The organism is Amycolatopsis coloradensis (assembly GCF_037997115.1).
Classification (GTDB): Bacteria; Actinomycetota; Actinomycetes; order Mycobacteriales; family Pseudonocardiaceae; genus Amycolatopsis; species Amycolatopsis coloradensis_A.
The window spans coordinates 4,453,307-4,478,247 of the sequence record NZ_CP150484.1 but is presented as its reverse complement, the minus strand read 5'-3'; the positions used below and the strand labels follow the sequence as shown (position 1 = coordinate 4,478,247).

The following is a 24,941-nucleotide window of genomic DNA, read 5'->3' as shown; positions in this document are numbered from 1 at the left end:
CGTCGCTCGCCAGTCCAGCCCAACGGGACACCCGCTCGCGTCGGACCGGGGGCCGATCCTGCCCGGTGCCTCTGGGCCCTGGGTCCTACGGCCGCTCGAACCGCTCAGGCACTCGGTCGCCGATTCGATCCTCTTTTGAGGGACTCCACATGTCGGTCACAGCGCATGGACGGCTTGATCAAGATCCGGTCGCGGTGCCCGATCGACTGGTGACGGCTCAGAGCAGCTTCCGCAACGCCTCCCGAAGCGCGGCGAGAGCGGCTTCGGGCTCATCCCAGAAGATCATGTGCCCCGCCTCCGGGATCTCGACGAACTCGGCCGACGGATTGCGCTCGGCCGCTTCAGCCGCGCCGGCGGCGGTGACTACCGGGCTCGCGCCGCCGTAAAGGAAGTAGGTCGGAGCGGGCACCTTCGGCCAGTCGTCGAAGAAGTCCTCGGATTCGAACCCGGCGTGGGTGGCGGCGATCGCGTCGCGGGAGCACGAAGACAGCCAGCGGGCGCGCAATTCCTGTTCCCGGCGCGGCCATCGCGGCCAGGACCGGGCCACCTCGTCGGCGTCGGTGCCTCGGCGGGCCTGCGCGAGTTGCCCGAGGAAGGCGTCGAGAGTGGTGGGATACGGCGCCCGTCCGGGACCGCTCAGCGGAGGGTCGGCCAGCACCGTGCCCCGAAGTGGCCGGGTAGTGGCGGCACGCGCGGCGATCCGCGCGCCCATGGAGTGTCCGAACAGGATCGGATCACGCAGCCCGAGTCCGTCCACGACCGCATCGACGTCCGCGGCGTAGCTTCCCAGGTCGTAGTCGGACGCGTCATCGGACAGCCCGCGGCCGCGCACATCGAGCACGAGTGGCCGCACGAGATCGGTGAGTTCCCGTACCACGAAGTCCATCGTGACCGCGGGGCTGGTGATCCCCGGCAGCACGAGCACCGGGACGCCGTCGGCGGGACCGTAGTCGAGCACGTGCAGCCGGACCGAGCCCGACGTCACCCAGCGGCTGGTCGCCGGAACGTCGCCGAGATCCGCCAAGGCGGGCTGACCGAGCGTGCGGCGATCCAGATCCGCGAGATACGCCAGGGCCTCGTCAAGTTCGACGACGTCCGCGTATTTCGCTTGCAGGTCGAACAAAGCGGCATCGTGCGGTCCTTGCGCGCGGTCACCGCAGGCTTCCCGTACGACGAGCGTATTGAAGCCGGATTGGACGGCGTCGACGGCGGTCGCGCGGACACATCCCGAAGTGGTTGCGCCGCAAACGACAACGTTGTCCGTGCCCAGACTCGTGAGGAGCGCCGCCAGCGAGGTCCCGTGGAACGCCGACGCGCCCTTCTTCAGGATCAGATGGTCGCCCTGTCGCTGGTCCAGCCGCGGGTCGAGGGCGACCGCTTCGCTTCCTTCGCGCAGCGCCCGCATCCCGGGCGCTTTCCGGAGCCACGCGACGGCGTCGCCGTCCGCTTCGGCGGGTGTGTAGGAGATCGCGGTGTAGATCACCGGCACGTCCCGCCGCCGGGCTTCGGCGACGAGAGCGGCGGTCGCGGTCACCTCGGCGGTGAGGTCGGCTCCGGACGGGAACCCGGGTTCGGTGAACCCGCGGGTCAGGTCGACCACGACCAGGGCCGGGCGCGAACCGCGCGGCACGCTCGCGCCGAAACCGGCTCGGTCGTACACGCTGTCGAGGCGTTCATCGACGGGCACGCTGCAACTCCTTGATCAGTTCGTCCTGAGTACGGATCCGGCCCAGCAGCCAGCCCTGGAACAACCCGAGGGCCGCGGCGGCCGCGATCACGCCGTAGCGTTTGACGCCCTCGGGAAGCACCATGGCGAGCCCGTCGACGGCCTCCGGCACCGGCGCGGGAGCGGCGCTCGTGGCCGCCACGGGCCCCGCTCGAAGCTGGTCCGCGAGATTGCGGGCGAACTGGTCGAGCAGCCGGGTGGAGACGGCGCCGATCGCGCCCTTGCCGAATTGGGCGAGCTTGCCGCGGATCGACAGATCGGTGCGCAACTCGATGGTGGCGCCGCCGGGCGCCTCGCGCACGGTCAGCGTGACGTCGGCCTCCGCGTCACCGTTGCCGTGGGCGTCGGCTCCCCTGGCCACCAGCCGCAGGCTGCGGTCTGCGGGGGTGACGTCGGTGAACCGCACGGTGCCCGAGTAGGCCGCGGTGATCGGGCCGACCTTGACCTTGACGCGGCCGAGATAGGCGTCGTCCTGCCGCCCGTCGAGGATCGCGCCCGGCAGGCAACCGGCCACCCGTTCGACGTCGTTGATCAAGGCGAAGACCGCGTCGGGTCCGGCCGGGACGGACAGTTGGTTTTCCAGGATCACGCTGTCGCCTCCTTCTTCGCGGCGTGGCACCGGCGGGTCGCGGTCGCCTCGATCGCGTCGACGATCGTCTGATAACCGGTGCAGCGGCACAGGTTCGCCGAGACGGCCTCGCGGATCTCCTCGCGGCAGGCGTCCGGCCGCTGGGCGAGGAATCCTTCGGCCAGCATGAGGAATCCGGGCGTGCAGAAGCCGCACTGCAGACCGTGGTGCTCGCTGAAAGACCGCTGCAGATCGGAAAGTTCGCCGTCCTGCCCCAGCGATTCGACCGTGCGGATCTCGGCCGTCTCCGCCTGGACGGCGAACATCAGGCACGCCCGTACCGGCTCGCCGTCGACGAGGACGGTGCAGGCACCGCAGACCCCGTGCTCGCAGCCGACGTGGGTGCCGGTGAGCCCGAGGTCGTGACGCAGGACGTCGAGCAGGGTCTTGCGCGGCTCGACGAGGGCCTCGTGCGACTCGCCGTTGACGTTCAGGACGATCAGGTGCCGGTCGCTCATGAGGGGACGCTCACTTCCTGGTGGATCTCCGCGTCGAGCGCGGCGAGCACGGTCTGCGGGTGGACCGGGGTCGTGTCGAGTTCGACCCCCGTACGGCGCAGCGCGTCGTTGATCGCGTTCAGCACCGCGGCCGGCGCGCCGATGGTGCCGCCCTCCCCCGCGCCCTTCGCGCCGTTTTCCGTTAAGGAGCAAGGGGTTTCGAGGTGGGTGACGGTGATGTCCGGGATCTCCGTCGCGGTCGGGACGAGGTAGTCGATGAAGCTCGCGGCCGACGGTTCCCCGTTGCCCGCGTAGGTGATCTCCTCGAACAACGCGCCGGCGATGCCCTGCGCGATCCCGCCGCGGCACTGGCCGTCGACGACCTGCGGATGGATCACCACGCCGCAGTCCTCCACGCAGGCGTAGCGCAGGATCCGGATCTGGCCGGTGCCCGGATCTGCCTCGACGACCACGGCGTGCGTGGCGTTGGAGAACGTGCCGTCGCCGGGCACGTCGAAGCTCGCCGTGGCCGTCAACGTCGGTTCGACGTCCTTGGGCAGCAGGTGACTGCGCAGGTAGGCCACGTCGGCGATCTCCTCGAACGACGCGCGCCGCTCCGGGTCGTCGATCTGGACGACGCCGCCGTCACCGTCGAGGCGGACGTTGTCAGGACTCGTTTCGAGCAGGTGCGCGGCGATCCTGCACAACAGTTCGCCCAGTTTCCCGGCCGCGAGGGACACCGCCGAGCCACCGATCGTCACCGAGCGCGAGGCGAAAGTCCCCCATCCGTAGGCGATGCGCTCGGTGTCACCCTGGCGGAGCTTGACCTGGTCGAGGTGCAGTCCCAGCCGGTCGGCCACGATCTGCGCCAGCGTCGTCTCGTGGGACTGGCCGTGGTTCATGGTGCCGCTGGTGACCACGACGGATCCGGTGGTGTCCATCCGGATCTCGGAGATGTCGAAACCGGGGACCACCGCCATCTTCCGCTTCGCGAAGGCGCCCGAGCCGTACCCGGTCCGCTCGGAGAAACAGCAGTAGCCGATGCCGATATGCCTGCCGTCGGCGGCGGCACGGTCCCGGATCTCGTACCACCCCTCGTCGCGGATCGCCGCCTCGGCGAGTTCGAGCGATTCGCGGTACGTGCCGGGGTCGTAGGTGATGGCATTGACACCGGTGTACGGGAACTGCGTGATCACGTTGCGCCGCCGGATCTCGACCGGATCGAGGCCGAGTTCCCTGGCAGCGCGTTCCATGACCCGTTCGATCGCCATCACGTACTGCGGACGGCTGACCCCGCGATAGGGCGCCGTCGGCGCCTTGTTGCTCGCGATGGCGCGGGCACGGACCCGGTACTCGGGAACCTGGTACACACTCGGCATCTCGGCCGACGCCATCAGCGGCTCGATGCCCGCGGTGAACGGGTAGCAGGAGTACGCGCCCATGTCGCAGACGACGTCGACGTCCAGCGCGGTGATCCGCCCGTCCTCGTCGAAAGCCGCCAGCGTGCGGTAACGCTGTTCCCTGGCAAGGAATCCGGCCGTGAGCGCCTCGCGCCGGTCCTCGATCCACTTCACCGGCCGGTTCAGCCGCCGGACCGCCGCCGCGACCGCGATCTCCTCGCGGCCGACGACGCATTTCTGGCCGAAACCCCCACCCATGTCCGGGACGGTGACCCGCACGGTGCGTTCGGGGACCCGCAGCGAACGGGCCATCGCCGTACGCACCTGATGCGGCACCTGCGTGCACATCTGGACGAGCAACTGGTCGTCGCGGTCGTCCCAGGAGGCGACCACTCCTCGCGTTTCGAGCGGGAGCGCGTTCTGCCGTCCGCTCTTCGTGACGACTTCGACCACGCGGCCGCCACCCGCGCGGGCCGCCTCGAACGCCGCGTCGACACCGGGTGTGTCGAACATCGAGACGTCGACCAGCACATTGCCCGGCGCCTCGTCGTGCACGACCGGCGCGTCCTCGGCGAACGCCGACTCCTCCGACACGATCGCCCTGAGCGGCTCGTAGTCCACCACCGCGGCTTCGACGCCGTCCTCGGCGCTGTACGGATCTCGCGCGACGACCAGCGCCACCGGTTCGCCGGTGAACCGCACCTTCTCCCTGGCGAGGATCGGCATCGCGGTCGGCGAGAACTCCTCGGGCGGGCGGTCGAGCAAGGCGACGATATCACCGAGATCGAGGTCGGACGCCGTGTAGGCGGCGACGACGCCGTCGACCGCCAGAGTGGCCGACAGATCGATCCCGGTGATCGTGCCGTGCGCGACCGTCGATCGGACGAAGGCCGCGTGCAGCATTCCGGGCAGCTGGATGTCGTCGACGAACCGGCCCCGGCCGGTGAGCAGGCGGGGATCCTCGCGCCGGGGCACCGACGCGCCGACCCAGCGGCCGTTGCGCCCGTCGAACCGCGGAGTCATCGCGTTTCTCCTTTCTCCCAGGCCTCGTGCAGCGCCCGGGTGACGAGGGTGCGCGCCAGCCGTCGGCGGTAGGCGGCGCTGCCCGCCGCGTCGTCGGGCGGATCGATCGCCGCCGCCGCGGCCTCCCCGCACTCGGCGAACAGGTCCGGTCCCGGGACGCCGCCGTCGAGCAGCGCCTCGGCCTCGGGCACCCTGACCGGCGCGGGCGCGACGCCGCCGAGCACGACCCGGCCCCCGTGCTCCGCGTCGATGCTCACGGCGGCGTCGACGATCGCGAAATCGCCGTGGCGGCGGGCGAACTCGGTCAACGCGGCCCGGGGCGACGGGCGGGTGAAGCGCACCGCGGTCACGACCTCGTCCGGTTCGACGGCCGTGGTGTAGAAGCCGTGGAACATCTCCTCGGCCGGGATCTCCCTGGGCCCGCCCGGACCTTCGGCGACGATCACCGCGTCGAGCAGCAGGGCCAGCAGGCACCACTCCGCGGTCGCGTCACCGTGAACGACGCTGCCCGCCACCGTGCCGCGGGACCGGATCGGCAGATGCCCCACCCACCGCATCGCGCGGGACAGCACGGCGAAATCCGGTCCCAGCTCGGCGACCTCCACCGCCCGATGGGTGACCATCGCGCCGATCGTGAGGCTGGAACCGTCACGCCGGAACGAGTTCAGCGCCGGTTCTCGCCGCAACGGGCCCAGATCCACCAGCGCGGTCGGCCGGGCGAGGCGGAAGTTCATCATCGGCATCAGGCTCTGCCCGCCCGCGATGAGCTTCGGGTCCTCGCCCGCCGCGGCGAGTTCGCCGAGCAGACCGACGGCGTCGGTGACGTCGTGGGCCCGGTGGTACCGGAACGCGGCGGGCTTCACAGAGCCGTCCTGGTCTCGGCGGGTGCCTCGACCGGGTCGACGATCCGGTCGAGTTCGCGGCCGCGGGTCTCCGGCGCGCCCGTCATCATGAACACGACCGCGGCCACCACGAGCACACCCAGCACGGTGAAGGTGAGCGGCAACCCGAGCACCGGCCACAGCACGCTGCCGAACAGCAGCGGCGCGAAGCCGGTGATCGCCCGGCTCGACGACGACGCCCAGCCGAACCCCGAAGCCCGGAGTTCCGTCGGGTAGAGCTCGGAGACGTAGGCGTACATCACCGGGATGACCACCAGCGCGAACAGGCCGAACGCGCCGATCGCCACGACCGCCGCGGCAGGCGTGTCGAGCAGCAGGGAGAACACCACCAGCGACAGTGCGGTGAGCGGACCGGCGACCATGATGATCCGCTTGCGGCCGACCTTGTCGACCAGGAGCACGGCCACCGCGACCCCGACGATGCCGGTCGCGTTCATGAGCGCGGTCGAGGCGAAGGCCGCGATCTCGCCGAAGCCCTGCGCCCGCAGGATGGACGGCATCCAGCTGAGCGCGGCGTAGTAGACCAGCATGACGCTGATGAACAACGACCACGCCACCGCGGTGATCCGCGGGTTGAACGCCCACACCCGGCGCAACTGATCGAACGCGGCCGCGACCGCGCCACCGCGGGTGTCCTCGACCACCGCGGGCGGGACCGAGTAGGGCTCCGGAGCCGCTCCCGTGCGGCGCACGAGGTCGTCGATCACGGCCCGTGCCTCCGCCTCGCGACCCTTGCGCACCAGGTACAGCGGTGATTCCGGGACACCACGCCGCACCCAGAACAGCAACAGCGCGGGCAGGATCATCAAGACCAGCATCCAGCGCCAGTTCCCCTCGACCGGGAGCAGCAGCGTCGCGCTGACGGCGGCCAGCGTGGTCCCGATCGGCCACCAGCCGTCCATCGCGGACAGGACCCGGCCGCGATGCTTGCGCGGGGAGAACTCGCTGACGATCGCGTAGTCGACCGGGATGCAGCCGCCCAGTCCGATCCCCGCGAGGAAACGCAGGGCCAGGAACGTCTCCACGTTCGGCGCGAGCGCGCCCAGCACGGAGAACAGCGCGAACAGCAGCAGCGTGATGCTGAACGCCCGTTTCCGGCCGATCCGGTCGGCGACCGTGCCCCAGGCGACCGCGCCCACGGCCATGCCGATCAGGTTCGCGGTGGCCACCAGCCCCTTCCCGCCGGCGGACAAGCCGAATTCCGTCCCGACCAGCGGAGTGAGGAATCCGTTCAGCGCGACGTCCCAGGCGTCGAACATGTAGCCCAGTCCGCCGATGAGGAAGATCTTTCCCTGCACGCTCCAACGCCAGGGCAGGTCCTGGACGATCTGATCACCAGTACGCATGAACCGCTCCGTTGCGATTGACGGCCAGCGCGCCTCAGCGGGCGAACTGGTAGTGGATGGACTCGGTGTCGGGGTCGGTGAGCGGGCTGCCGTTCCACAGCCAGTCGTAGGACACGTCGGATTCGCCGTCGAAGCGCCGTAGCTTCTCGTCCCGTTCGCGCTGTTCGGGACCGTCGGGCAGGTGATAGAAGTCCATGTTCTGCAGCGAGGCGTCCTGCACCATGCCCGCGTGCTTGGCGCGCCGGTCCACGTAGCGGATCAAAGCACCGTCGATCCCGTCGCGGGTGACGCGCCCCAGCTCCTCTGCCAGCACCGCCGCGTCTTCCATCGCCTGGGACGCGCCTTGTGCCTGGTACGGCAGCATCGCGTGGCACGCGTCGCCGAGCAGGGCGACCCGGCCGTCGACCCAGACCGGGTCACGGCGACGGCGGTACATCGCCCACACCGAGACGTCCTCGTCCTTCGCCTTCGCCAGCATCGTCGGTACCCGATCGTCCCAGTCGTGGTACTCCGCGGCGAGTTCGGCGGCGGTGGCCGGGCCGCTCCAGTCCTCGGCCACCGTTTCGGTGCAGGGCACGATCGCGACCACGTTGAGGTACTCCCCGCCGCGGATCATGTAGTGCACCAGGTGTTTGTTGGGGCCGTACCAGATCGTGGAGTGATAGCGGTCGGCCAGGAATCGGGTTGCCGGGTCCTGCGCGATGAGGTCGCCGGAGATCAAGGCCCGGTACGCCATCTCTCCGGAGAACGCGAGGGTGTCGTCGAAGCCGGCGAGATCGCGCACCGAAGACCGGATGCCGTCCGCCCCGACCACGACGTCACCGGTGAACCGGCGTCCGTCGGCGGTGATCACGGTCGGCCGGTCCGGCACCGACCGGTCGAGGTCGACCACCCGCGCGCCGGTCGCCACCCGCACCACCGGACCGGGGACCTCCGGATCGAGGCAGGCGTCCAGCAGGACTCCGTGCAGGTCGGCCCGGTGGTAGTGCCAGTAGGGCGCGCCGTACTGGTCGGTCACGCGCCTGCCCAGCGCCAGCTGGGCGATGATGCTGCCGTCGGCCCAGCGACGGCGCACCTGGTCCTGCGGCTCCGTCCGCACCCGCTCGAGCCGGGCGCGCAGGCCGAGCCCGATGAGGATCCGGCTGGCGTTCGGCGCGGTCTGGATCCCCGCGCCGATCTCGCCCAGCTCAGGGGCGGCTTCGACCACGGTGACGCGCAGACCCCGTTGCCGCAGGGACAACGCGGCACAGAGCCCACCGAGCCCGCCACCGACGACAACGACCTCAAACGACTGACTCGCGGCCATGCCCGCCTCCCGTCTTCGTCATAGCTTTCGTGCCACTGAGCAAGCTGCCGGCACCGGGCACCCAAGACTCCACGCCGAGTTCCGAGAGGATCCGGAACGTCGTGGCCGTCGCCGCCGAGAGGACCGGGATCCCGATCTCGTCCTCCACCGGCTGGATCGCGGGCAGCGAAGGCATCTGGACACAGGCGGAGAGCACCAAGGTGTCCACATCGGACAGATTCAGCTTGCGGTGGTGCTCTCGCAGCCCGGCGGGATCCAGCCGGGCGACGGCGAGGTTGTCCGCCACTTCGAGCGAAAGTGCGTCGGCGACCTCGAACCCGGCGTCCTCGATGTACTCCGCCACCGCCTTGGTCAGCGGCTTCATGTACGGCGTGATGATCGCGACCTTGCGGGCGCCGAGCGCGCTCAGCCCGGACAGCAGCGCGCCGGCGCTGGAGACGACCGGTGACTCGCAACCCTCTTCGCGCAGCACGCGCGTGATGTCGTCCTCGGCGGTGCAGTGGTAGCCGGGCCCCTGGGCCATGATCGCCACCAGGCACGCGGTGGCGACGACGTCGGGCCGCGCGTCGGCGAGTTCGGCCGCCGCCCTCCCGGCCTGGGCGTTCATCGCCCGTAGCTGTTCGGGTTCGACGTGCCGCATCCTGGCCCGCGCGGAGTGGAAGACGAACCGGTCCCCCGGCTCGGCCTCCTCCCTGACGCGCAGCATTCGCGGCAGCTCGGTCTCCATGGTGAGGTTCGAACTGGGGACGATCATCCCGATGTGGTGGTCGCTCATCGGCGGGCCGCCGGGCGCATCTCGGCGACGGTCAGCTCACCGTTGTCGACGATCAGTTCGTCGTCCAGGTAAAGGGAATTGCCGCGCATCGGGATGTCGAAGTGGCAAGGCGTGTCGTTCGGTCCGCCGAGCTCGTTGTTGGGGCCGATGGAGAACATGACGTTGCCGTAGAAACTCCGCAGCTCCATGCCCATCCCGCCGGGGAACTGGGTCAGGCCGTGCCAGTGCGCGCGCTCGTCGAGCCCCCAGCCCACGTGGCTCATGCCGTAGCCGCGCGGATCGTCGAAGCTCTCGATGTACGAGCGCAGCAGATCCGCGTCCAGCCCGGACGATCCGGCGCCGCCGCGGATGTCCCGGATGAACCCCTGTTCGATGGTGATCTCCACCGGTGTCTGTACGTAGGTGTTGAACGGCAGCAGCACATCCCCCGGCGAAAGCACGATCTTCCCGTCGACACCGTCGTCGGCCCCGCCGGTGAACACGAACGCCGCCGGCCAGTGGTCCCAGCGGCCGGGAGTGTCGGTGTAGCCGTATTCGGACAGCGTCGGGTACACGCCGAGCTGATAGGTGACGTCTGTGCCCGCCGGGCTGGTGATCCGCATGGCGCCCGCCTTGGCGAGGAGTTCCGCGCCGATCTCCACCCGCTCGCGCAGTTCCTTCGTCGGCATGAGCCGGGCCAGCAGTTCGGGCGGTTCGACGGCGGTGAGGATCCGGGTGCCCGCGTCCTGGATGGCGAACTGTTCCTTGCTGAACAACAGGAACGTGCAGTCGATCACCATGTCCACGCTCTTGAGCGCCTCGACCGCCAGCGGGATGTTCCCGAGCCCCGAGTCGCCGACCGCCCACGCGCCCGCGGCGCTGACCGGCGACGGCAGCCGCATGTGGTACGCCGAGGCACCCAGCTGCTGGGCGGCCCACAGGAAGGCGTCGGCGTACTCCGCCCGCTCCCCGCCGCGGGTCAGCACCACCACGGTCTCGCCCTCGTGCACCCCCGAGAACGTCAACTGGCGCAAGCAGATGTCGTTGAACAGGTTCCGGTCCATCGCCGACCACCTCCATATTGATCCGAGCACGTACTATCCGGGTACGGAAGACCGGTCTTCATACGAACACGTACTATCCGGATGCGCAAGAGGTGACCTCGGACAGATCTCGGCGGCCTGCCACTGAGCGACCGTCCGGACACGTAGGATCACCGCGGGGGCCCGGGCAGCGGGTTGGAGCCGACAAGGAGCAGCGATGGGTGAATCGGCGCGCACGGGCCGGCGCAGGGACGACACACCGGCCGTCACTCCCGCGCCGCCGTCGGACCTGCTGGCGGCTCCCGGCTACGGCGCCCGCAGGCTGTACCAGGCGTACCTCGCGGCGTGGAACCGCCATGTGGATCCGGTGTTGACCGGTCCGCAGTTCGCGGTCCTTTCGGCGGTCCGTACCTATCCCGGCAGCGACCAGAGTTCCCTCGCGGGCGCCGTCGCGCTCGACACCTCGACGATGGCCGATCTGTGCCGCAGGCTCGAACGGCGGGGTCTCATCCGGCGCGTCGAATCCCCGCACGACGCGCGGCGCAAACTGCTTTCGCTCACCGACGAGGGCAAGTCGGTCTTGAGCCAGGTGAACCGCCGCGCCCGCCGTCTGGACAAGGCACTCCTCGACGGCGACGACGACATCGACATGGCGGCTTTGCTCAACGCGCTGGGCGCCCGCTGGGAGCGGATCGCCGAGGTCGACAAGCTGCGCTGAGGCCGACACGCCGGGTTCGGCGAGCTTGAGGGTTGACCTTGACATCGTGACAAGGTCTTCACTGAAGCGCAGGAGGTGGTTCCCATGAACCCGACCACGGACACACCGCTGCTCGACGCTCTCGGTGCCGAGGACTCGTCGACGCGGCTCAAGGCCGCCATGGCCGCAGGCACCCGGCCCGACCCGCGCTTCACCGACGCCCTGGTCGCGCGATGCGCGATCGAGCCCGACTTCTTCGTCCGCGACATGCTCACCTGGGCGCTGACCCGTCTCCCGCCGTCGAGCACGGTGCCCCGGCTCCTGGTGGAGCTTCGATCCGAGCGGGCGCAAGCACGGAGCCAGGCGCTGCACACCCTGTCGAAGATCGGGGACCGCGCCGCCTGGCCCGCGATCACCGCATCCCTGTTGCACGACGCGGACGACGAGGTGGCGCGAAGCGCCTGGCGTGCGGCTGTCATCCTCGTGCCGGAGGGGGAACGAGCCGGGCTGGCCGCGGAACTGGCGATCGAGCTCGGCCGTGGTGACCGGAACAGGCGGCTGAGCCTCAGCCGGGCGCTCGTCGCGCTCGGGGACGCCTGCGAGCCGGCCCTGCGGAAGGCATCGGAGAGCCGCGATGACGCGGTGCGCGCGCACGCCTTCGCCACGGAACGCCTCCTGCGCGACCCGGAAGCGGGGTTCGACGTAACGGCGGACGAGGCGAAACGGATCATGGCGCTCGGTCCGCAAGGGGCCGGAGGATCGGCGTGCTGATCGGCGAGGTGGCGCGGCGTTCGGGAGTGAGCTCCCGGATGCTGCGCCACTACGACTCCCTCGGGCTGGTGCGGCCGACGGGACGCACCGTCGGCGGCTACCGGGAGTACCAGGACGAGGACATCCGCAGGATCTTCCATGTGGAGAGCCTGCGCTCACTCGGGTTGTCCCTGCGCCAGATCTCGCGCGCGCTGGAGGATCCGACCTTCACTCCGTCGACGCTGGTCGGCGATCTCATCCGTCAGGCGGAGGACCGGTTGAACCGGGAACGGGAGCTGCTCGCGCGGCTGCGTACGGTCGACGCGTCCGCGCCCTCGGACTGGCAGGACGCCCTTCGTATCGTGGAACTCCTGCGAGGGCTCACTTCGCCTCACGCGGCGCGCCGTCAGCAGGCCGCCCTGAGCCCGGCCGAAGACATGCCGGTTCCCGCCGACCGGATCGCCGACGCGATCCTGACCGAGGCCGACCCGAACGTCGCCGGAGCCCTGCGCTGGGCTCTCGCGAGGGCGGGCGGCGACGGGGTGGCCGAGGTGGCGGCAGGACTGCACGCGGAGGACGCGGGCGTCCGGCAGCGCGCGGTACTGGCGCTCGCCGAGATCCCTGGCGAGGAAGCGGGCAAGGCGCTCACGGAGGCGCTCGGGGACTCCGACGCGAGGGTGCGCGGGCCCGCCGCGCTCGCCTTGGGTGGGAGGGGCACGACCGCGGCCATCCCCACCCTCGTCGGCATGGTGGTCGACGGCACGAACGACGTCGAAGCCGCGGAGGTCCTCGGCGCGCTGATGGAGATTCCCGGCTCCGAGGAACGGATCATGGCCGCCCTGGCCGACGCGCTCGCGGCGCACACCGGGGATTCCGCGGTCCGGATCCGCGTGGTCCAGGCCCTGGCGGAGATTCCGGGGGCCAAGGCGGGCGGCATGCTGGAGCTGCTCGCCGGGGATCCCGATCCGGCTGTCGCGCTGATCGCCTCCGCCCTCGCCGACCGGGACCGGTGACCCACTGGGTCGCCACAGATACAGGGCCTATAGAGGGATAAGGCAAACGTTGCGCGACCGCGAGGACCTCTGCCGCGTAGACCTTCTTTGCCGGTTTCGAGGCAGAGGGCGGCCTTCGCACCCTATTCGTCCACAAGGGACACTTCATGGCGATTGAATGTCTGATTGATACCAATCTGCACGGGTTCCCAAGAGGGTCGCGAGTGACAAAGGGGGCTCTGACCTAAATGTCACGTAGCTTAAGTTGATCTTGGGCGAGGTTGACAGGCGGGGCGAAGGCCCCCTTCGCTGCGTCTGATGCGACAAAGGGAGCCTTCGGCCCTGGTCGTGGGTCGGGACGGTCGAGAAGACGTCAGCTCTCCTGCGTCCGGCCGCAGGCCGGCCACCCCGCAGCACGTGCTCCCCCACGCGGTACACGACCGCCGCGCAGCCGCACCATCAGATTTTCGTCGACGGCCGGCCCCAGGCAGCGCGACCGTCCTTGCCGAAATGATGATCATCCATCGGATACGTACCGTTCGTAGTGCAACACGGCGTCGAGTGGAAGACGTTCCCGCCAGCCGTGCCGCTCCAGATCGGGGGCGGTGGGCAGGTCCCGCACCGGGCCGACGCACAACCACGCCACCGGACGGACGTTTCCGGGGAATCCCACCAAATCGCGCAGGAACTCTTCGCGGTAGAAGCTGACCCAGCCGACGCCGAGCCCCTCGGCGGTAGCCGCCAGCCAAAGGTTCTGAATGGCCAGGCACACCGAGTACAGACCGGCGTCGGCGATCGCGTGCCTCCCCAGCACGTCGGGCGCGCCGCGTGCCGGGTCGTAGCCGACCACGATCCCGGCGGAGGACTCGACGATCCCCTCGATCTTGATGTTCGCGAAGACACGGGCCCGCTCCACGTCCAACCGGTCTTCGAACACCTCGCGTTCGGCCAGCACGTGCTCGCGAAACCGCTTTCGAAGGTCCATATCGGACACCACGACGAAATCCCAGGGCTGGGACAGGCCCACACTCGGCGCGGCGTGCGCCGCGCTCAGCACTCGGCGCAGCACCTCTTCCGGAATCGGCTCGCCGGTGAACTCGCCACGGGTGTCCCGTCGCCGGAAGATCGTGCCGTACACCGAACCGTCCTCTGTCTCACGCGTCATATGCCTGATCGTGCCGGGCCTCAGGGGGTGGCAAGGAACGGGGTCAGCAGGCGAAGCAGTTCCGCGGGCCGGTCCAGCGGGATGATGTGGCCACAGTCCTCGATGAGGTGTCCGGTCAGGTCGTCGGCGACGGGACGCAATTGCCGTTCCAGCGCACGACCGACCGGGTGGGCACCGATCGCCATCGTGGGCATCGTGAGCCTGCTGCCCGCCACCGCTTCACCGATCTGGCGGGCGGTGACCGGCAGTGCGCGATAGTAGGAGAAGGCGCAGCGCAGGGCGTCCTGCCCGGCGTAGGCGTCGACGAAGGCGTCACGGATCCCCGGCGGCACACCGCGTCCGAGCGTTCCCGCCGCGAGGAACCAACCGATGTACTCCGCCTCGTGCCCGATCAGCACCTTTTCCGCGAGACCGGGAACGGCGTGGAAGCCGAACCACCACGGTGGGCCGCCCGCCAGGAAGTCCTCGGCGCCGGGCAGCGAACCCACCAGCGACTCCATCACGACGAGCCGCCGCACCAGATCCGGCCGCCGCAGGGCGAGCAGGAAGGCGACCGGCGTGCCGGCGTCGATGGCGACGACGTCCGCCTCGGTTTCGCCAAGGACGTCGAGGATGCCTTCGGCGTCGGTGGCCAGCGTGCTCGCGTCATAGCCGTCCACGGCGCGGGTGCTGTCGCCGAGCCCACGCAGATCCGGGGTGATGACCCGGTGATGCTCGGCCAGCGGGCCGATGATCTCGCTCCAGAGCCGCCAGGTATGCGGGAAGCCGTGCAGCAGCAGGACCGCGGGCCCACTGCCCGCGATGGTCATGTTGACCTCGATGCCGTTGATGCCGATCCGTCGCAGCTGGGGCACGTCGCCTCCGTAGTGGTTACCATTGGTTACCAGAAAACCGTAGGTAACTTCCGGCGTGCCGCCAAGACGGCACTTTCCCCACAGGTGGTGAGCTTCAGGTGACCTCCCGACAGCCGCGCTCGACGACACCGCGCGGCGATCTGTTCGACCCCGAGTGCCCTACCCGCCGTCTGCTGGACCGCATCGGCACGAAATGGACGTCGATGGCGGTCAAGGTCCTCGCGGAGGCGGCTCCGCACGAGGTGCGTTTCGCCGAGCTACGGCGCAGGATCCCCGGCGTATCCCAGAAAATGCTGTCGGTGACCCTGCACAGCCTGGTCCGTGACGGCCTCGTCGACCGCCGGGTGGAGCCCACCGTGCCGCCCCGCGTGCACTACCGGCTGACCGACCTCGGCCTGTCGCTCGACGTGCCGCTGGCGGCGCTCCGGAACTGGGCCGAAGAGCATATGGCCCGGATCGCCGAGGCCAACGCGATGGCGGACGACACCCCGGCTCAGAGCGGCTCCAGATAGGACCTCTCGGACCAGTCGTCGTCTTCGTCGTCCCGGCGACGACGGTTCCGCGCGGGCGGGTCCTGCGCCGGCGCGGACAGCTTTTCCAGCTCCGCGACGGCGTCGTCGACGTCCAAAGTGGCCAGTTCGCCGACCTGCCGCTCCAAGGACGACCAGGCTTCGCCGGCGAGCCGCTGACGTTCCTCGGCGGGCAGCGCGTCGATGACCTGCCACCAGCCTCGCGCCTCCTGGACGAACTCGTCCAGTACCGGGCCGTGGGCCAGCAGTTCGTGCGGCCGCCGTCGCCCGGCGAGCACCTCCCCCGCGAAGTCCCCGGCGGCACCGCCGGTCGCCGCCAGCAGCCGCATGGCCGTCTGCCGCGCCCGCTCGCCCTGCTCGGAGCCGAAGAGCTCGTGTCCCGTCACAGCCGCACCCGCCTGCTCTTGGCCGGGCACTCGGCGTCCCGGTGTTCGTAGTCTTGCGGCCACTGCGGCGGTTCGCCCATCGCGATGGTGGCTTCCAGTAGTTCGTCGAGCGTCTTCTCGCCCGCGAAGGCGTGTGCCAGCCCCAGCGCGGCACTGATCCAGGTCTGGATGATCCCGACGATTTCGTTGAACGACAGCACCAGGTGGATGATGTCGCGCAACTCGGGGTCCTTGAAGATGTTGATGAGCTTGCCTCGGCGTCCCAGCTCGGACAGCGCTTCGCTGATCACCTCCGCCACCCGGACCCCGCGCTCCAGCCCGAGTTTCTTGCCCTTGGTGAGGATCAGCAACGCGATGTCGATCGCCGAGCTGTAGCCGTGCCTGATCTCCTGCATCATGTGGTACGCGAGCTTCGCCAGCGCCTGGATAGCCCGGCACGCGCCATGGAAGTACTGGGCCAGCTGCAGCACGCAGGCGCGGTAATCGGCCAGCCAGTTCTTCGCCCGGTCGGCGGCCTCACCGGCCCACACCCCCTGGATCCCGAACCGGCCCTGGTTGATGTTGGCCGCGATGTTCTCCAGCCCGGTCGCGGCGTCATGGTAGAGCACCGCCTGCTCCTGCAGCACGGTCCAGTCGCCGACGAGCAGGTCGGCGAGCATGGTGATGAAGTCCTTGTCGGACCCGGTGAGCATCTTGATCACCTCGGCGACATCGCCCAGCGATCCCCCGAGATCGAGAAGCTTCTCGCGCTCCTGCTCGGCCTTCACCGGCCACCAGGTCGGGTCGGAAATGGCCGCCGGGTCGGGTCCGCCGTAACCGACCAGGACGGCGTCGCGGAACGCCGCCGCCCCCGCCGGGTCGCGCACCTCGTCCGCCGGGATCCGCGCGGCGTCCGGCTCCGGGTTGAGCCGGTCCAGCAACTCGGCCGCACGGGCGTCCACCACGCCGTACCAGTGCGCGACGCACCGCAGTTCGTGCCCGCCGCCCGAGGCGAGATCGGCCGCGAATCGCGACTGACTCAGCGCCGTGCGCTGCCACTCGTCCAGTTTCGACCAGGCGGCCGCAAGGAAACCCTCACCGCGTTCGGTGTCGAACCCGGCCCCGGCGCCGACCAGCCGGTCGAACCACTGCCGGTAGGTGTCCGCGCCCGCGCCCGCCCGCAGGACCAGGTCTCCGAGCGCGCGCACCGCGGCCGGCTCGACCGAGAACCCCTGCCCCATTCGTCCCCCTCGTACTCCGGAAGTGTTGCTTCGACGCTCCCGAAGTCTGACAGGTTGCCACGAAATGTCACATCCCTGGAACGGAGTATCGGGGCCCACCGGAGCCGGGACTCCGGTGCGAGACTGGCCCGATCGTCGGCGAAAGGAGACCACGCTGTCTCGCCAATCGGCTCGGAGCTGGCTGTCCGAGCGCCGCAGGAGCGGCTTGAGCGTCGCGTTCGCGCTGGTCATCGCCGCGTTGGCGGCTGTGTTCCGCGAGGACGTGCTGTCGATCGCGATGGTCGACGCGGGTGTTCTGGTCCTTCTCGCGTATCTCGTCGGCTACCCCGTCGTGACGGTGGCCGCGTTCGGCACGGCGACCCCCGAGCAGATCCAGGACTGGGCGCGTCGGGAGAGCCGCGGCACGTTCGCGCAGCGGTACGTCTTCGGGACCGCCCCGGGGCCTGGGGTGTCGATCACCATCGCGGCGGCCGCCCTGGCGGTGGCGGTGGTGTGGATGCCGGGGCTCGGTGGCGAGAGCCTGCCACCGAGCGCGCGCGTGGGAGTCGCGGTGTCGTTGGTCGTCGTCGCGTGGATCTGTGTCCTGGTGTCGTTCGCGATCGCCTACCACGCCGACGACGGGTGTCCGTGATGACGACGTTCGGGACGACCGATGTGGACGTCGTCTCCCGGGAGATGCGCAGGACGGTGACCACCCACGCGGCCATCGCCTTCGTGTTCAACACGGTGACCGTGGCGGCGGTCGTGTCCACTTTGAACAGCGGCTGAAGCCTCAGCCCAGTTTCAGCAGGACCGGGCTGCCGGTGACGGTGACCTCGGCGCCGGGTTCCACCGGCGTGACTGTCCCGTCGAGGTCTTCGACCGACGTGGTGCCCTGGGCCGCCGGGATCCGCTCTGACCGGTCGATGGTCCACCAGATCAGGAAGGCTTTGCCACCCTGATCGAAACGGCACTGCCACAGGTGATCGGGTAGTCCGGCCGCGTGCCCCTGCGCGCAGGAATGGATCCGGCTGCCCGACAACCAGGTGTGCAGGCGTTCCACGTGTCGCGCCGCCTTCGTGTGCGGACCGCCTGCGGGTTGCAGCACGATGGGGACCTTGGCGCTGCCCCAGTTGTAGAAGTACATGCGGCGGTATTGCGCGTAGAGGCCGGCAAGGAAGAACCGGGCAGCGTGCTGGGCACCCCGATCGGCGTCGACGGGCCGCTGCCTGTTCACGTCGTAGGCAGAGCCGGTGCTCCACAACCTGATGCCGGCGCCGGCTTCATGCAATACCTTCTCGATCTCCTGTGCCAGCGGCAGCATCGTCTCCGGTGGGTCGGAGTCGTTGCGGGGAGCCAGTTTCATCGCGGCGGCGTCGCAATGGTCGTAGCCGCCGAGCTTGGCGAACCGCCGGAACCCCTCGAACGCCGCGGGATCCCAGAGCTCGCCCATGGACGGGCAGACCACGGTGGCGGCGGGGTCGGCGGACTTGATCACCTGGCTCCCCCTGCGCGTCATTTCCACCAGTCCGGCCATCGAACCGGAGAAGAAGTCCTGATGATTGGCCATGTCCCACAGCTCGTAGGCGTCGATCCGGCCGCGATACTGCTCGACCACGGCCCGCACGAAACGTTCCCAGTCGGCGAGGTCGTCGGGCGGGCCGGTGCGGGAGTCGTCGGTGTAGACGGATTTCGGGCTGTTCGGGCTCGCCCAGGACGGGGTGCCGCCGAAGGTCAGGGTCACCGGGAAACCGGCACCACGGGCACCGTTCACGAGCCGATCGAGCGTCTTCCAGTCATAGCTGCCGCGGGCGGGCTCCAGGTTCTGCCACCGGGTGCGCGTGTTCCACAAGCGGACGGATCCGACGCGGAACGTCGGCATCAGCCCGGTGTTGGAGTTCGCCGTCACCCCGACGAATTCCGGATCGAGTGTGCGTGGCGCGCTCGTCCACATCGCCGCCTGGACGGCGGGTGCCGTGACCGGCGCCTGCCGGTCCGGCGGGTTCGCCACGGCACCTCCGGCGAGCAGGACGGCTCCGAGGACCACGACGAGCGCGATATGGGTCAGCGGCCGTCCGCGAGCGGGCTCCGCCACGTCGATTTCCCGGATGACCGGCGGCTCGGACACGGGGGTTTCGCCAAGGTCCGCACGCTCCCACACCCGGTACAGCTTCGCGAGATCCTCGCGGCTCGCGCCGCACACCGTCGCGATCGCCTCGATCGGCGCGAACGTCGTGGGAACGTTACTCCCGGTGCAGTAGCGGTGCACGGTCGACCGGCTCGAATGCACCTTGCGCCCGAGCTGTTCGTAGCTCAGCCCGCTCCGCTGTTTGTACTCGGTGAGAAGTGCCGCCAGCGTGGCAGCCGCCTCACTCGCCATTCCGCTGCGCCCCCTCCGCGCCATGTCCTGGACGGATAACAGTGTCCCATCGCGGGCCATTCGCCGCGCGAATTCGCGAAATCACGTCTCCCGGCCCGGCGTCACCGCAGGTCAGCGGCGGAGTTTCGTCCCAGCGTCCCATCCCGGGCGGTTTCGCTTGCCCCAGTGGCCCGCGCTGGGGAGCGTGGACCCGCCAGCAGATCCGGCAATGGGGAGGGAATCGGTATGAAACCGCACAGGACGACCGCGCTTCGAGGAGCACTGGCAGCCGCGCTACTGGTGGCGGCGACCGGACTCCCGGCCGCCGCCGCGCCGTCGCAGCTGACCACACGCGCGGATTTCAACACACCTGGCGGCGGCCAGATCGTCGAACACCTCGAACGGCTGATCCGTGGCGCACCCGAGAACTCGACCATCAAGACCGCGCAGTTCCTCTTGCGGGACAAGCCGATCACGGAGGCGCTCGCGGACGCCGCGGAGCGCGGGGTGCATGTCCAGGTCCTGGTCGACGGACGGGCGACGGACCATCCGAACTACCAGGACCTGAAGAACCGGCTCGAGAAGACCGGCGACAAGAACTCATGGGCGAAGAGCTGCAAGACCGACCGGGGGTGCAACGGTGGGAACGCGATGCACAACAAGTTCTTCCTGTTCGACCGGACGCTGGACGCGCCGTCGGTGGTCGCGACCGGATCGGCGAATCTCAGCGAGAACACGACGGGCGGCATGGGCGGCTGGAACAGCTACTACACCGATGTCGGGAACGCAGGCCTGTTCGCCAGGTACAACGACTACTTCGCCGACCTGCGCAAGGTCGCGGACGGGGGCACGGCGAACCCCGGCTACTACGAAGCCAACCCTCCCGTGATCACCGGCAACACCAAGAGCTACTTCTATCCCAGGCTCAAGGACGCCGGGAACGACACCGTCGAGAACACCCTGAAGGAGGTCGGCTGTTCGGCGGAGAAGTCCAAGATCCGCATCGGGGTGTGGTCACTCACCCGGATGAAGATCATCGAACGGCTGCGGATCCTGGCCGCCCGCGGCTGTTCCGTGGACATCGTGGCCTTGCGGATGACCAAGGGCTCCTGCGAAGCGCTGATGAAGGGGCAGCCGGACCGCGTGCGGCTGCGTGGCTTCAAGAAGGGGAACGAGGCAGGCATCCACGAGAAGAACATGATGATCGAGGGTGACTACCTGAAGCCGGGCACCAAGGTCGTCTTCACCGGCAGCCAGAACTTCAACAACCCGTCCCTGCACGAGAACGACGAGAACGTCATCCGGGTCTCGGACAACGACGGGATCTACCGGAGCTTCGTGCGGAACTTCGAGCAGGTGGCCCAGGCCGCCGACGAGGAGATCAAGTCGCCTGGGGACTGCGGGAAGATGGTGCCGACCGACTGATCCGGCCGCGGTTGATCCCCAAGCCTGGTCCGTGAAGGCCTCCTTCCCTACCCTGAGGGTTGGCAAGGAGGCCTTCACTACCTCTGGGACCACCACTACGAGGCCAGGCGGAAGCGCCCCGCACCGCCGGTTCTTGAGGGGTGGAAGCGCTCGTGAACGGAGATCAAGGTGACGAACCCGATTCTGGTGACCGGCGGTAGCGGCGACCTCGGCCGTGAGGTGGTGCGGCGGCTGGTGGCCGAAGGTCGGCCGGCCCGGATCATGAGCAGGCGACCACGTCCCGCCGATGAGCCGAACGAATGGGCGCGGTGCGATCTGAAGACCGGTGACGGCCTCGCCGGGGCGGTCGACGGTGTTTCGGCGATCATCCATTGCGCTTCGACGCTGGGCCGCGGGGACGAGCGGGTGACGCGGAACCTGGTCGAGGCGGCGCGGCGGGCGGGAAGTCCGCATCTGGTGTACATCTCGATCGTCGGCATCGACGTGATCCGATCCTTCTACTACGACGAGAAGCTGGCCTCGGAGAGTTCATGCCGTCGGGGTTCCGGTTCCAGCCGGTCAGCACCGCCGACGTCGCGGATCGGCTGGTCGAACTGGTGTCCGGTGCGCCGTCGGGGCGGGTGCCGGACATGGGCGGCCCCGATCGTGTCGCTGTGGTTGCCGGGCAAGGCGGCCCGGACGTTCCGGGCGGGCGGCAACCTCACGCCGGAGAACGCGACCGGCGTCGGCACCTTCGAGGAGTTCCTTTCCTCACGCGTTTAGTCCTCTGGATGCGGCACGCCGAGCCGCGCTCACGCGTCCGAGTTACGGTGGCCTGGTGACGATCACCGGGTTCTTCTCCTCCTTCGAAACGGGTGATCCGCAGCCGGTCGATCCGGCCCTGCGCGTCGGCACCGGCCCGGCTTCGTCGCCGACCGCGAAGACCGGCGTCGGCTTCACGGGCGCGCGCGCCCTCCGCTACGAGAACGCGCTGCGCGCGACCGTGTTCGAAATGGACGTCGAGGTCACCGGCGACACCGAGCTGTCCTATGTGGTCTTCCCCGAAGCGGGGACCGACTACCGCGGCACCTTCGTGGCGCTGGACGTCGAGTTCGCCGACGGCACATCGGCCGGGTTCAGCGCCGCGGAGCAGGGGCTGGACAAGACGCTGTACGTGGACCAGTGGAATCTCGTGCGCCGCCGGCTGGGCGACTTCGCCGGACGGCGGATCGCCCGGATCGTCCTGGTCAGCGAGCCGCCGGGCGGCGAAAGCGCGGGCTGGGTGGACGACGTCCGGATCACCGAACGCGCGGTCGGGATCCGCGAGCCGGTCGACCACGTGCGCACCACCCGCGGCACACAGTCCAGCGACAAGTTCTCGCGCGGCAACAACTTCCCCGCGACCGCGGTCCCGCACGGCTTCAATTTCTGGTCCCCGGGGATGTCCATGGGCGCCGTGATCTCCCTGAAGCTGGCCGAGAACAACCCGGGCCGCTCAGTCGGCCCGGCCCACGCCGTCTGACGCGTTCGCGGGAATCCTGCCGGACCAGCGGGCACTCCGGCCGCCCGCCGCTGACGGCGTCAGGTCGCACTAAGGCAGAGCCGCTCGCGTGGTGTCCAGGTCGGCGAGCAGGTCTCCGTGATCGTCGACGCGTTCGAGGACGTCGTCGGCGGTGAAAACCAGTTGTGCCGGGCGGCGACAGGCGCGGATTTCGTCCCAGGTGATCGGGGTGGACACGGTCGGATGGTCGCGGCCGCGCAGGGAGTACGGAGCCACGGTGGTCTTGGCGGGGTTGTTCTGGGACCAGTCGATGAACACCCGCCCGCTCCGCTGGGCCTTGGCCATCACCGCGGTCACCAGGTCCGGTGTTTCCCGGACCAGGCGTTGCGCGAGTTTCTTGGCATACGCCGACGGTGCCGCGGAGTCGTCGGTGGTGATGGCGCAGTAGAGCTGCATGCCTTTCGAGCCTGAGGTCTTCGCCAGTGGCGTCAGTCCGTCCTCGGTCAGTGCGTCGCGCAGGCGTTCAGCGACACCGCAGCAGTGCACGATCGAGGTTCCCGGCCCGGGATCGAGATCGAACACCAGCCGGTCCGGTGGGCGGCGTACCCCATCGCCATCGACAGTCCATTGGGGAACGTGGAGTTCGAGCGCGGCCATGTTCGCCGCCCACACCACGGCCGCGAGTTCGTCCAACAAGGCGTACGTGATCGGCTCTCCCGAACCGCGGGCCCCGCTGCGAGCGATCCGGACGGTGGGCAACCACGAGGGCGCACCGTGCGGAACGTTCTTCTCGAAGAACTGCTCGCCGCCGACACCATCCGGGAAGCGGATGAACGTCACCGGACGCCCGGCCAGATGGGGCAACAGGACCGGGGCGATGCGGGAGTAATAGTTGATGACCTCACCCTTGGTGAACCCGTCCGGATACAAGACCTTGTCCAAATTGGACAAAGTGAGCCGCCTGCGGCCTGCCTGGACGGCGATCTTGGCCCCGGCCACCGGCGAGGCCGCGGGCTGGTCCCCGATCACCGGTTCACCTTGTGCCTGCTCACGCGGCCGCGCGGCGTCTCGAGAGGATGTCCCCGGTCGAGCCTTGGCGGAGACAGCCTCTCGTCGTTGCGGTGCCAGGACTTCGGCGGGCTCCTTGTCGTCTCGCAGTCCGCGCCACGCGGTGTGCCGCAGGCGGCCGGCGCCGCGGGTGAACTGCCGGTACACCACCTCGCCCACCAGCTCCGGTTTCACCCAATGCGCCCGCGCGGTGTCGGCCCTGGGTGGTGTCACCGCGAACGGGTGCCGCTTCCGCTCGAGGATGTCGAGCCGGGCCTGCAGGCGGCTCCGTTCGGCCTCGGTGAAACCGGTGCCGACGTCACCGACGTAGACCAGGTCGCCGGTGCCGGGGTCGTGAGCGCCCAGCAGCAGTCCGCCCATCACCCCGTTCAGCCGTCCCTGCCCGGGCCGGTAGCCGCAGACGATCACCTCCGTCGTCTGGATCAGCGGGTGCTTCAGCCAGGCGTTGCCGCGACGTCCCGGGGTGTACGCCGCGGTGCGGAGCTTCGCGACCAGACCCTCATGACCGCTGGCCTTCACATGCTCGAGCAAGTACTGCGGGGTCCGGCGATCGGCGACCAGATCGGTGAAGGTGAAACCTCGCACCACCTCCACCCGGTACGGATCCGGCATCGGCAACAGGGTCAGCTGCCGCCGCCGCTCGTCATACGGCTCGCGCAGCAGTGAGGTGCCACCAAGGTGCAGCAGGTCGAACGCCAGAAACCGGACCGGGACGTCGTCGAACGGCTCATCACGGCGAGCAGAGCTGCGATGAGTCTGGTAGCGGCCGCGCCGTTCTTGCAGTAGCCCGAAGTCGATCTGCCCCGCGTCGTTGTAGACGACGATCTCACCGTCCAGCACCGCGCTCCGGCCGTCCAGCGCCTCGGTCAGGACGCCGGCCAGGTCCGCGAACTCGTCGGTGAAGTCGACCTCGTTGCGGCTGGTCAACACCGTCGTCCCGTCGGCGGCCACCCTCATGCAAGCCCGGTAACCGTCGAGCTTGTACTCGTAAGCCCACTCCGGCCCCTCCCGCAACCGGCCACCATCCGGGCCGGCCAGCATCGGGCTCACCCACCCCGGAACACCGCCCCCCGCCGGACCCCGCACCGCCCTCCGCGCCATCACGAGCTCCCGTCACCCCGCCGTCCGCGGTTCGACCGTAGCCCGCTTGGCCTAACAGTGCCGGATAAACGCAGGTCACGACCGTGTGACGTAACGTTTGCTCAGCGTGCACCACGCCAATACAACCTGGCTTTCCTGCCCGGTACGAGTGAACGATGCCGCACGTTCGGGGGCCTCCTCGATTGAAAGCTCGCAGAGGGGACACCCGTTTTCGACCGGTCACGCAGGAAAAGAGGACGACGATGACGACGTGGTGGGGACTTCTCGGACTTCTCGGACTGCTCGGCGGCTATGGCCTTCTGCGGCTTCGGCACCGAACCAGTCCTCCGGCCGGCGATGCGTTCGCTCGCTATCCCGCGGCGAACGAGCC

The 24,941-nt window shown here is 69.4% G+C and carries 23 protein-coding genes and 1 pseudogene; 9 read left to right on the top strand and 15 right to left on the bottom strand.

From position 1 onward, the window contains the following. Positions 1-217: 217 nt before the first annotated feature. From LCL61_RS21010 to LCL61_RS20970, 9 genes are read right to left on the bottom strand one after another with little or no spacing between them, the layout of a single operon-like run. Positions 218-1,687, bottom strand: coding sequence for an isochorismatase family protein (locus tag LCL61_RS21010; RefSeq protein ID WP_340688412.1), 1,470 nt, complete (start codon positions 1,685-1,687; stop codon positions 218-220). Then, the gene (locus tag LCL61_RS21005; protein WP_340688411.1) at positions 1,674-2,315 is read right to left on the bottom strand and encodes an SRPBCC family protein; all 642 of its coding nucleotides are present in this window, start codon (positions 2,313-2,315) and stop codon (positions 1,674-1,676) included. The genes LCL61_RS21010 and LCL61_RS21005 overlap by 14 nt, the downstream gene beginning before the upstream one ends. Further along, the gene (locus LCL61_RS21000) at positions 2,312-2,812 is read right to left on the bottom strand and encodes a (2Fe-2S)-binding protein (RefSeq protein WP_340688410.1); all 501 of its coding nucleotides are present in this window, start codon (positions 2,810-2,812) and stop codon (positions 2,312-2,314) included. The genes LCL61_RS21005 and LCL61_RS21000 overlap by 4 nt, the downstream gene beginning before the upstream one ends. After that, positions 2,809-5,214 (bottom strand): xanthine dehydrogenase family protein molybdopterin-binding subunit, encoded by a 2,406-nt coding sequence (locus LCL61_RS20995; protein ID WP_340688409.1) that lies wholly within the window; start codon positions 5,212-5,214, stop codon positions 2,809-2,811. The genes LCL61_RS21000 and LCL61_RS20995 overlap by 4 nt, the downstream gene beginning before the upstream one ends. Further along, positions 5,211-6,077, bottom strand: a complete 867-nt coding sequence (locus LCL61_RS20990) for an FAD binding domain-containing protein (RefSeq protein WP_340688408.1) — start codon at positions 6,075-6,077, stop codon at positions 5,211-5,213. The genes LCL61_RS20995 and LCL61_RS20990 overlap by 4 nt, the downstream gene beginning before the upstream one ends. Continuing rightward, entirely contained in the window at positions 6,074-7,462 is a 1,389-nt protein-coding gene (locus tag LCL61_RS20985) for an MFS transporter (protein ID WP_340688407.1), read from the bottom strand. Before LCL61_RS20985 ends, LCL61_RS20990 begins: the two co-directional genes overlap by 4 nt. A 34-nt stretch (positions 7,463-7,496) precedes the next feature. Further along, entirely contained in the window at positions 7,497-8,768 is a 1,272-nt protein-coding gene (locus LCL61_RS20980) for an FAD-dependent oxidoreductase (RefSeq protein ID WP_340688406.1), read from the bottom strand. Then, positions 8,746-9,543 carry an Asp/Glu racemase gene (locus tag LCL61_RS20975; protein WP_340688405.1) on the bottom strand — a complete coding sequence of 266 codons (798 nt, stop codon included), beginning with the start codon at positions 9,541-9,543 and terminating at the stop codon, positions 8,746-8,748. Before LCL61_RS20975 ends, LCL61_RS20980 begins: the two co-directional genes overlap by 23 nt. Then, on the bottom strand, positions 9,540-10,586 hold the full coding sequence (locus LCL61_RS20970) for a leucyl aminopeptidase (protein WP_340688404.1): 1,047 nt from the start codon (positions 10,584-10,586) through the stop codon (positions 9,540-9,542). Before LCL61_RS20970 ends, LCL61_RS20975 begins: the two co-directional genes overlap by 4 nt. A 196-nt stretch (positions 10,587-10,782) precedes the next feature. On the opposite strand from LCL61_RS20970, the gene LCL61_RS20965 reads away from it, so the two are divergent. The 3 genes from LCL61_RS20965 (at position 10,783) to LCL61_RS20955 (ending at position 13,025) form a co-directional block, all read left to right on the top strand. After that, the gene (locus tag LCL61_RS20965) at positions 10,783-11,283 is read left to right on the top strand and encodes a MarR family winged helix-turn-helix transcriptional regulator (RefSeq protein ID WP_340688403.1); all 501 of its coding nucleotides are present in this window, start codon (positions 10,783-10,785) and stop codon (positions 11,281-11,283) included. Positions 11,284-11,367: 84 nt separating this feature from the next. Further along, positions 11,368-12,033 (top strand): HEAT repeat domain-containing protein, encoded by a 666-nt coding sequence (locus LCL61_RS20960; RefSeq protein ID WP_340688402.1) that lies wholly within the window; start codon positions 11,368-11,370, stop codon positions 12,031-12,033. Continuing rightward, the gene (locus tag LCL61_RS20955; protein ID WP_340688401.1) at positions 12,027-13,025 is read left to right on the top strand and encodes a HEAT repeat domain-containing protein; all 999 of its coding nucleotides are present in this window, start codon (positions 12,027-12,029) and stop codon (positions 13,023-13,025) included. The genes LCL61_RS20960 and LCL61_RS20955 overlap by 7 nt, the downstream gene beginning before the upstream one ends. 496 nt (positions 13,026-13,521) lie before the next feature. Here LCL61_RS20955 and bluB read toward each other — a convergent pair whose 3' ends face one another. After that, complete coding sequence (gene bluB, locus LCL61_RS20950) at positions 13,522-14,169, bottom strand: 5,6-dimethylbenzimidazole synthase (RefSeq protein ID WP_340688400.1); 648 nt, start codon at positions 14,167-14,169, stop codon at positions 13,522-13,524. 20 nt (positions 14,170-14,189) lie between these two features. Next, positions 14,190-14,978: an alpha/beta hydrolase gene (locus tag LCL61_RS20945; protein ID WP_340688640.1), complete on the bottom strand. Its 789-nt coding sequence runs from the start codon at positions 14,976-14,978 to the stop codon at positions 14,190-14,192. Between the two features lie 143 nt (positions 14,979-15,121). On the opposite strand from LCL61_RS20945, the gene LCL61_RS20940 reads away from it, so the two are divergent. After that, complete coding sequence (locus LCL61_RS20940) at positions 15,122-15,535, top strand: helix-turn-helix domain-containing protein (protein ID WP_340688399.1); 414 nt, start codon at positions 15,122-15,124, stop codon at positions 15,533-15,535. On the opposite strand, the gene LCL61_RS20935 is transcribed toward LCL61_RS20940, so the two are convergent. After that, entirely contained in the window at positions 15,517-15,939 is a 423-nt protein-coding gene (locus LCL61_RS20935) for a hypothetical protein (RefSeq protein ID WP_340688398.1), read from the bottom strand. The genes LCL61_RS20940 and LCL61_RS20935 overlap by 19 nt on opposite strands. Next, positions 15,936-17,159, bottom strand: coding sequence for a hypothetical protein (locus LCL61_RS20930; protein ID WP_340688397.1), 1,224 nt, complete (start codon positions 17,157-17,159; stop codon positions 15,936-15,938). The genes LCL61_RS20935 and LCL61_RS20930 overlap by 4 nt, the downstream gene beginning before the upstream one ends. Before the next feature lie 205 nt (positions 17,160-17,364). Between LCL61_RS20930 and LCL61_RS20925 the strand changes: the two genes are divergently transcribed. Both LCL61_RS20925 and LCL61_RS20920 read left to right on the top strand, forming a co-directional pair. Continuing rightward, on the top strand, positions 17,365-17,790 hold the full coding sequence (locus tag LCL61_RS20925) for a DUF1345 domain-containing protein (RefSeq protein ID WP_340688396.1): 426 nt from the start codon (positions 17,365-17,367) through the stop codon (positions 17,788-17,790). Beyond that, positions 17,790-17,927 carry a DUF1345 domain-containing protein gene (locus LCL61_RS20920; protein WP_340688395.1) on the top strand — a complete coding sequence of 46 codons (138 nt, stop codon included), beginning with the start codon at positions 17,790-17,792 and terminating at the stop codon, positions 17,925-17,927. The genes LCL61_RS20925 and LCL61_RS20920 overlap by 1 nt, the downstream gene beginning before the upstream one ends. A gap of 4 nt (positions 17,928-17,931) precedes the next feature. Here the strand turns inward: LCL61_RS20920 and LCL61_RS20915 are convergent, their stop codons facing one another. Continuing rightward, positions 17,932-19,518: a helix-turn-helix domain-containing protein gene (locus LCL61_RS20915; RefSeq protein ID WP_340688394.1), complete on the bottom strand. Its 1,587-nt coding sequence runs from the start codon at positions 19,516-19,518 to the stop codon at positions 17,932-17,934. Between the two features lie 225 nt (positions 19,519-19,743). On the opposite strand from LCL61_RS20915, the gene LCL61_RS20910 reads away from it, so the two are divergent. From LCL61_RS20910 to LCL61_RS20900, 3 genes and pseudogenes are all read left to right on the top strand, one after another. Next, positions 19,744-20,922 carry a phospholipase D-like domain-containing protein gene (locus LCL61_RS20910; RefSeq protein ID WP_340688393.1) on the top strand — a complete coding sequence of 393 codons (1,179 nt, stop codon included), beginning with the start codon at positions 19,744-19,746 and terminating at the stop codon, positions 20,920-20,922. A gap of 168 nt (positions 20,923-21,090) precedes the next feature. After that, positions 21,091-21,684, top strand: coding sequence for an SDR family oxidoreductase (locus LCL61_RS20905; RefSeq protein WP_425342018.1), 594 nt, complete (start codon positions 21,091-21,093; stop codon positions 21,682-21,684). Positions 21,685-21,739: 55 nt separating this feature from the next. Then, a pseudogene (locus LCL61_RS20900) lies at positions 21,740-22,354 on the top strand (GH92 family glycosyl hydrolase); the annotation flags it as partial. A 138-nt stretch (positions 22,355-22,492) separates the two neighbouring features. Here LCL61_RS20900 and ligD read toward each other — a convergent pair. After that, a complete protein-coding gene (gene ligD, locus LCL61_RS20895) occupies positions 22,493-24,571 on the bottom strand; it encodes a DNA ligase D (RefSeq protein ID WP_340688392.1) in 2,079 nt (692 codons plus the stop codon). Positions 24,572-24,941: the final 370 nt, after the last annotated feature.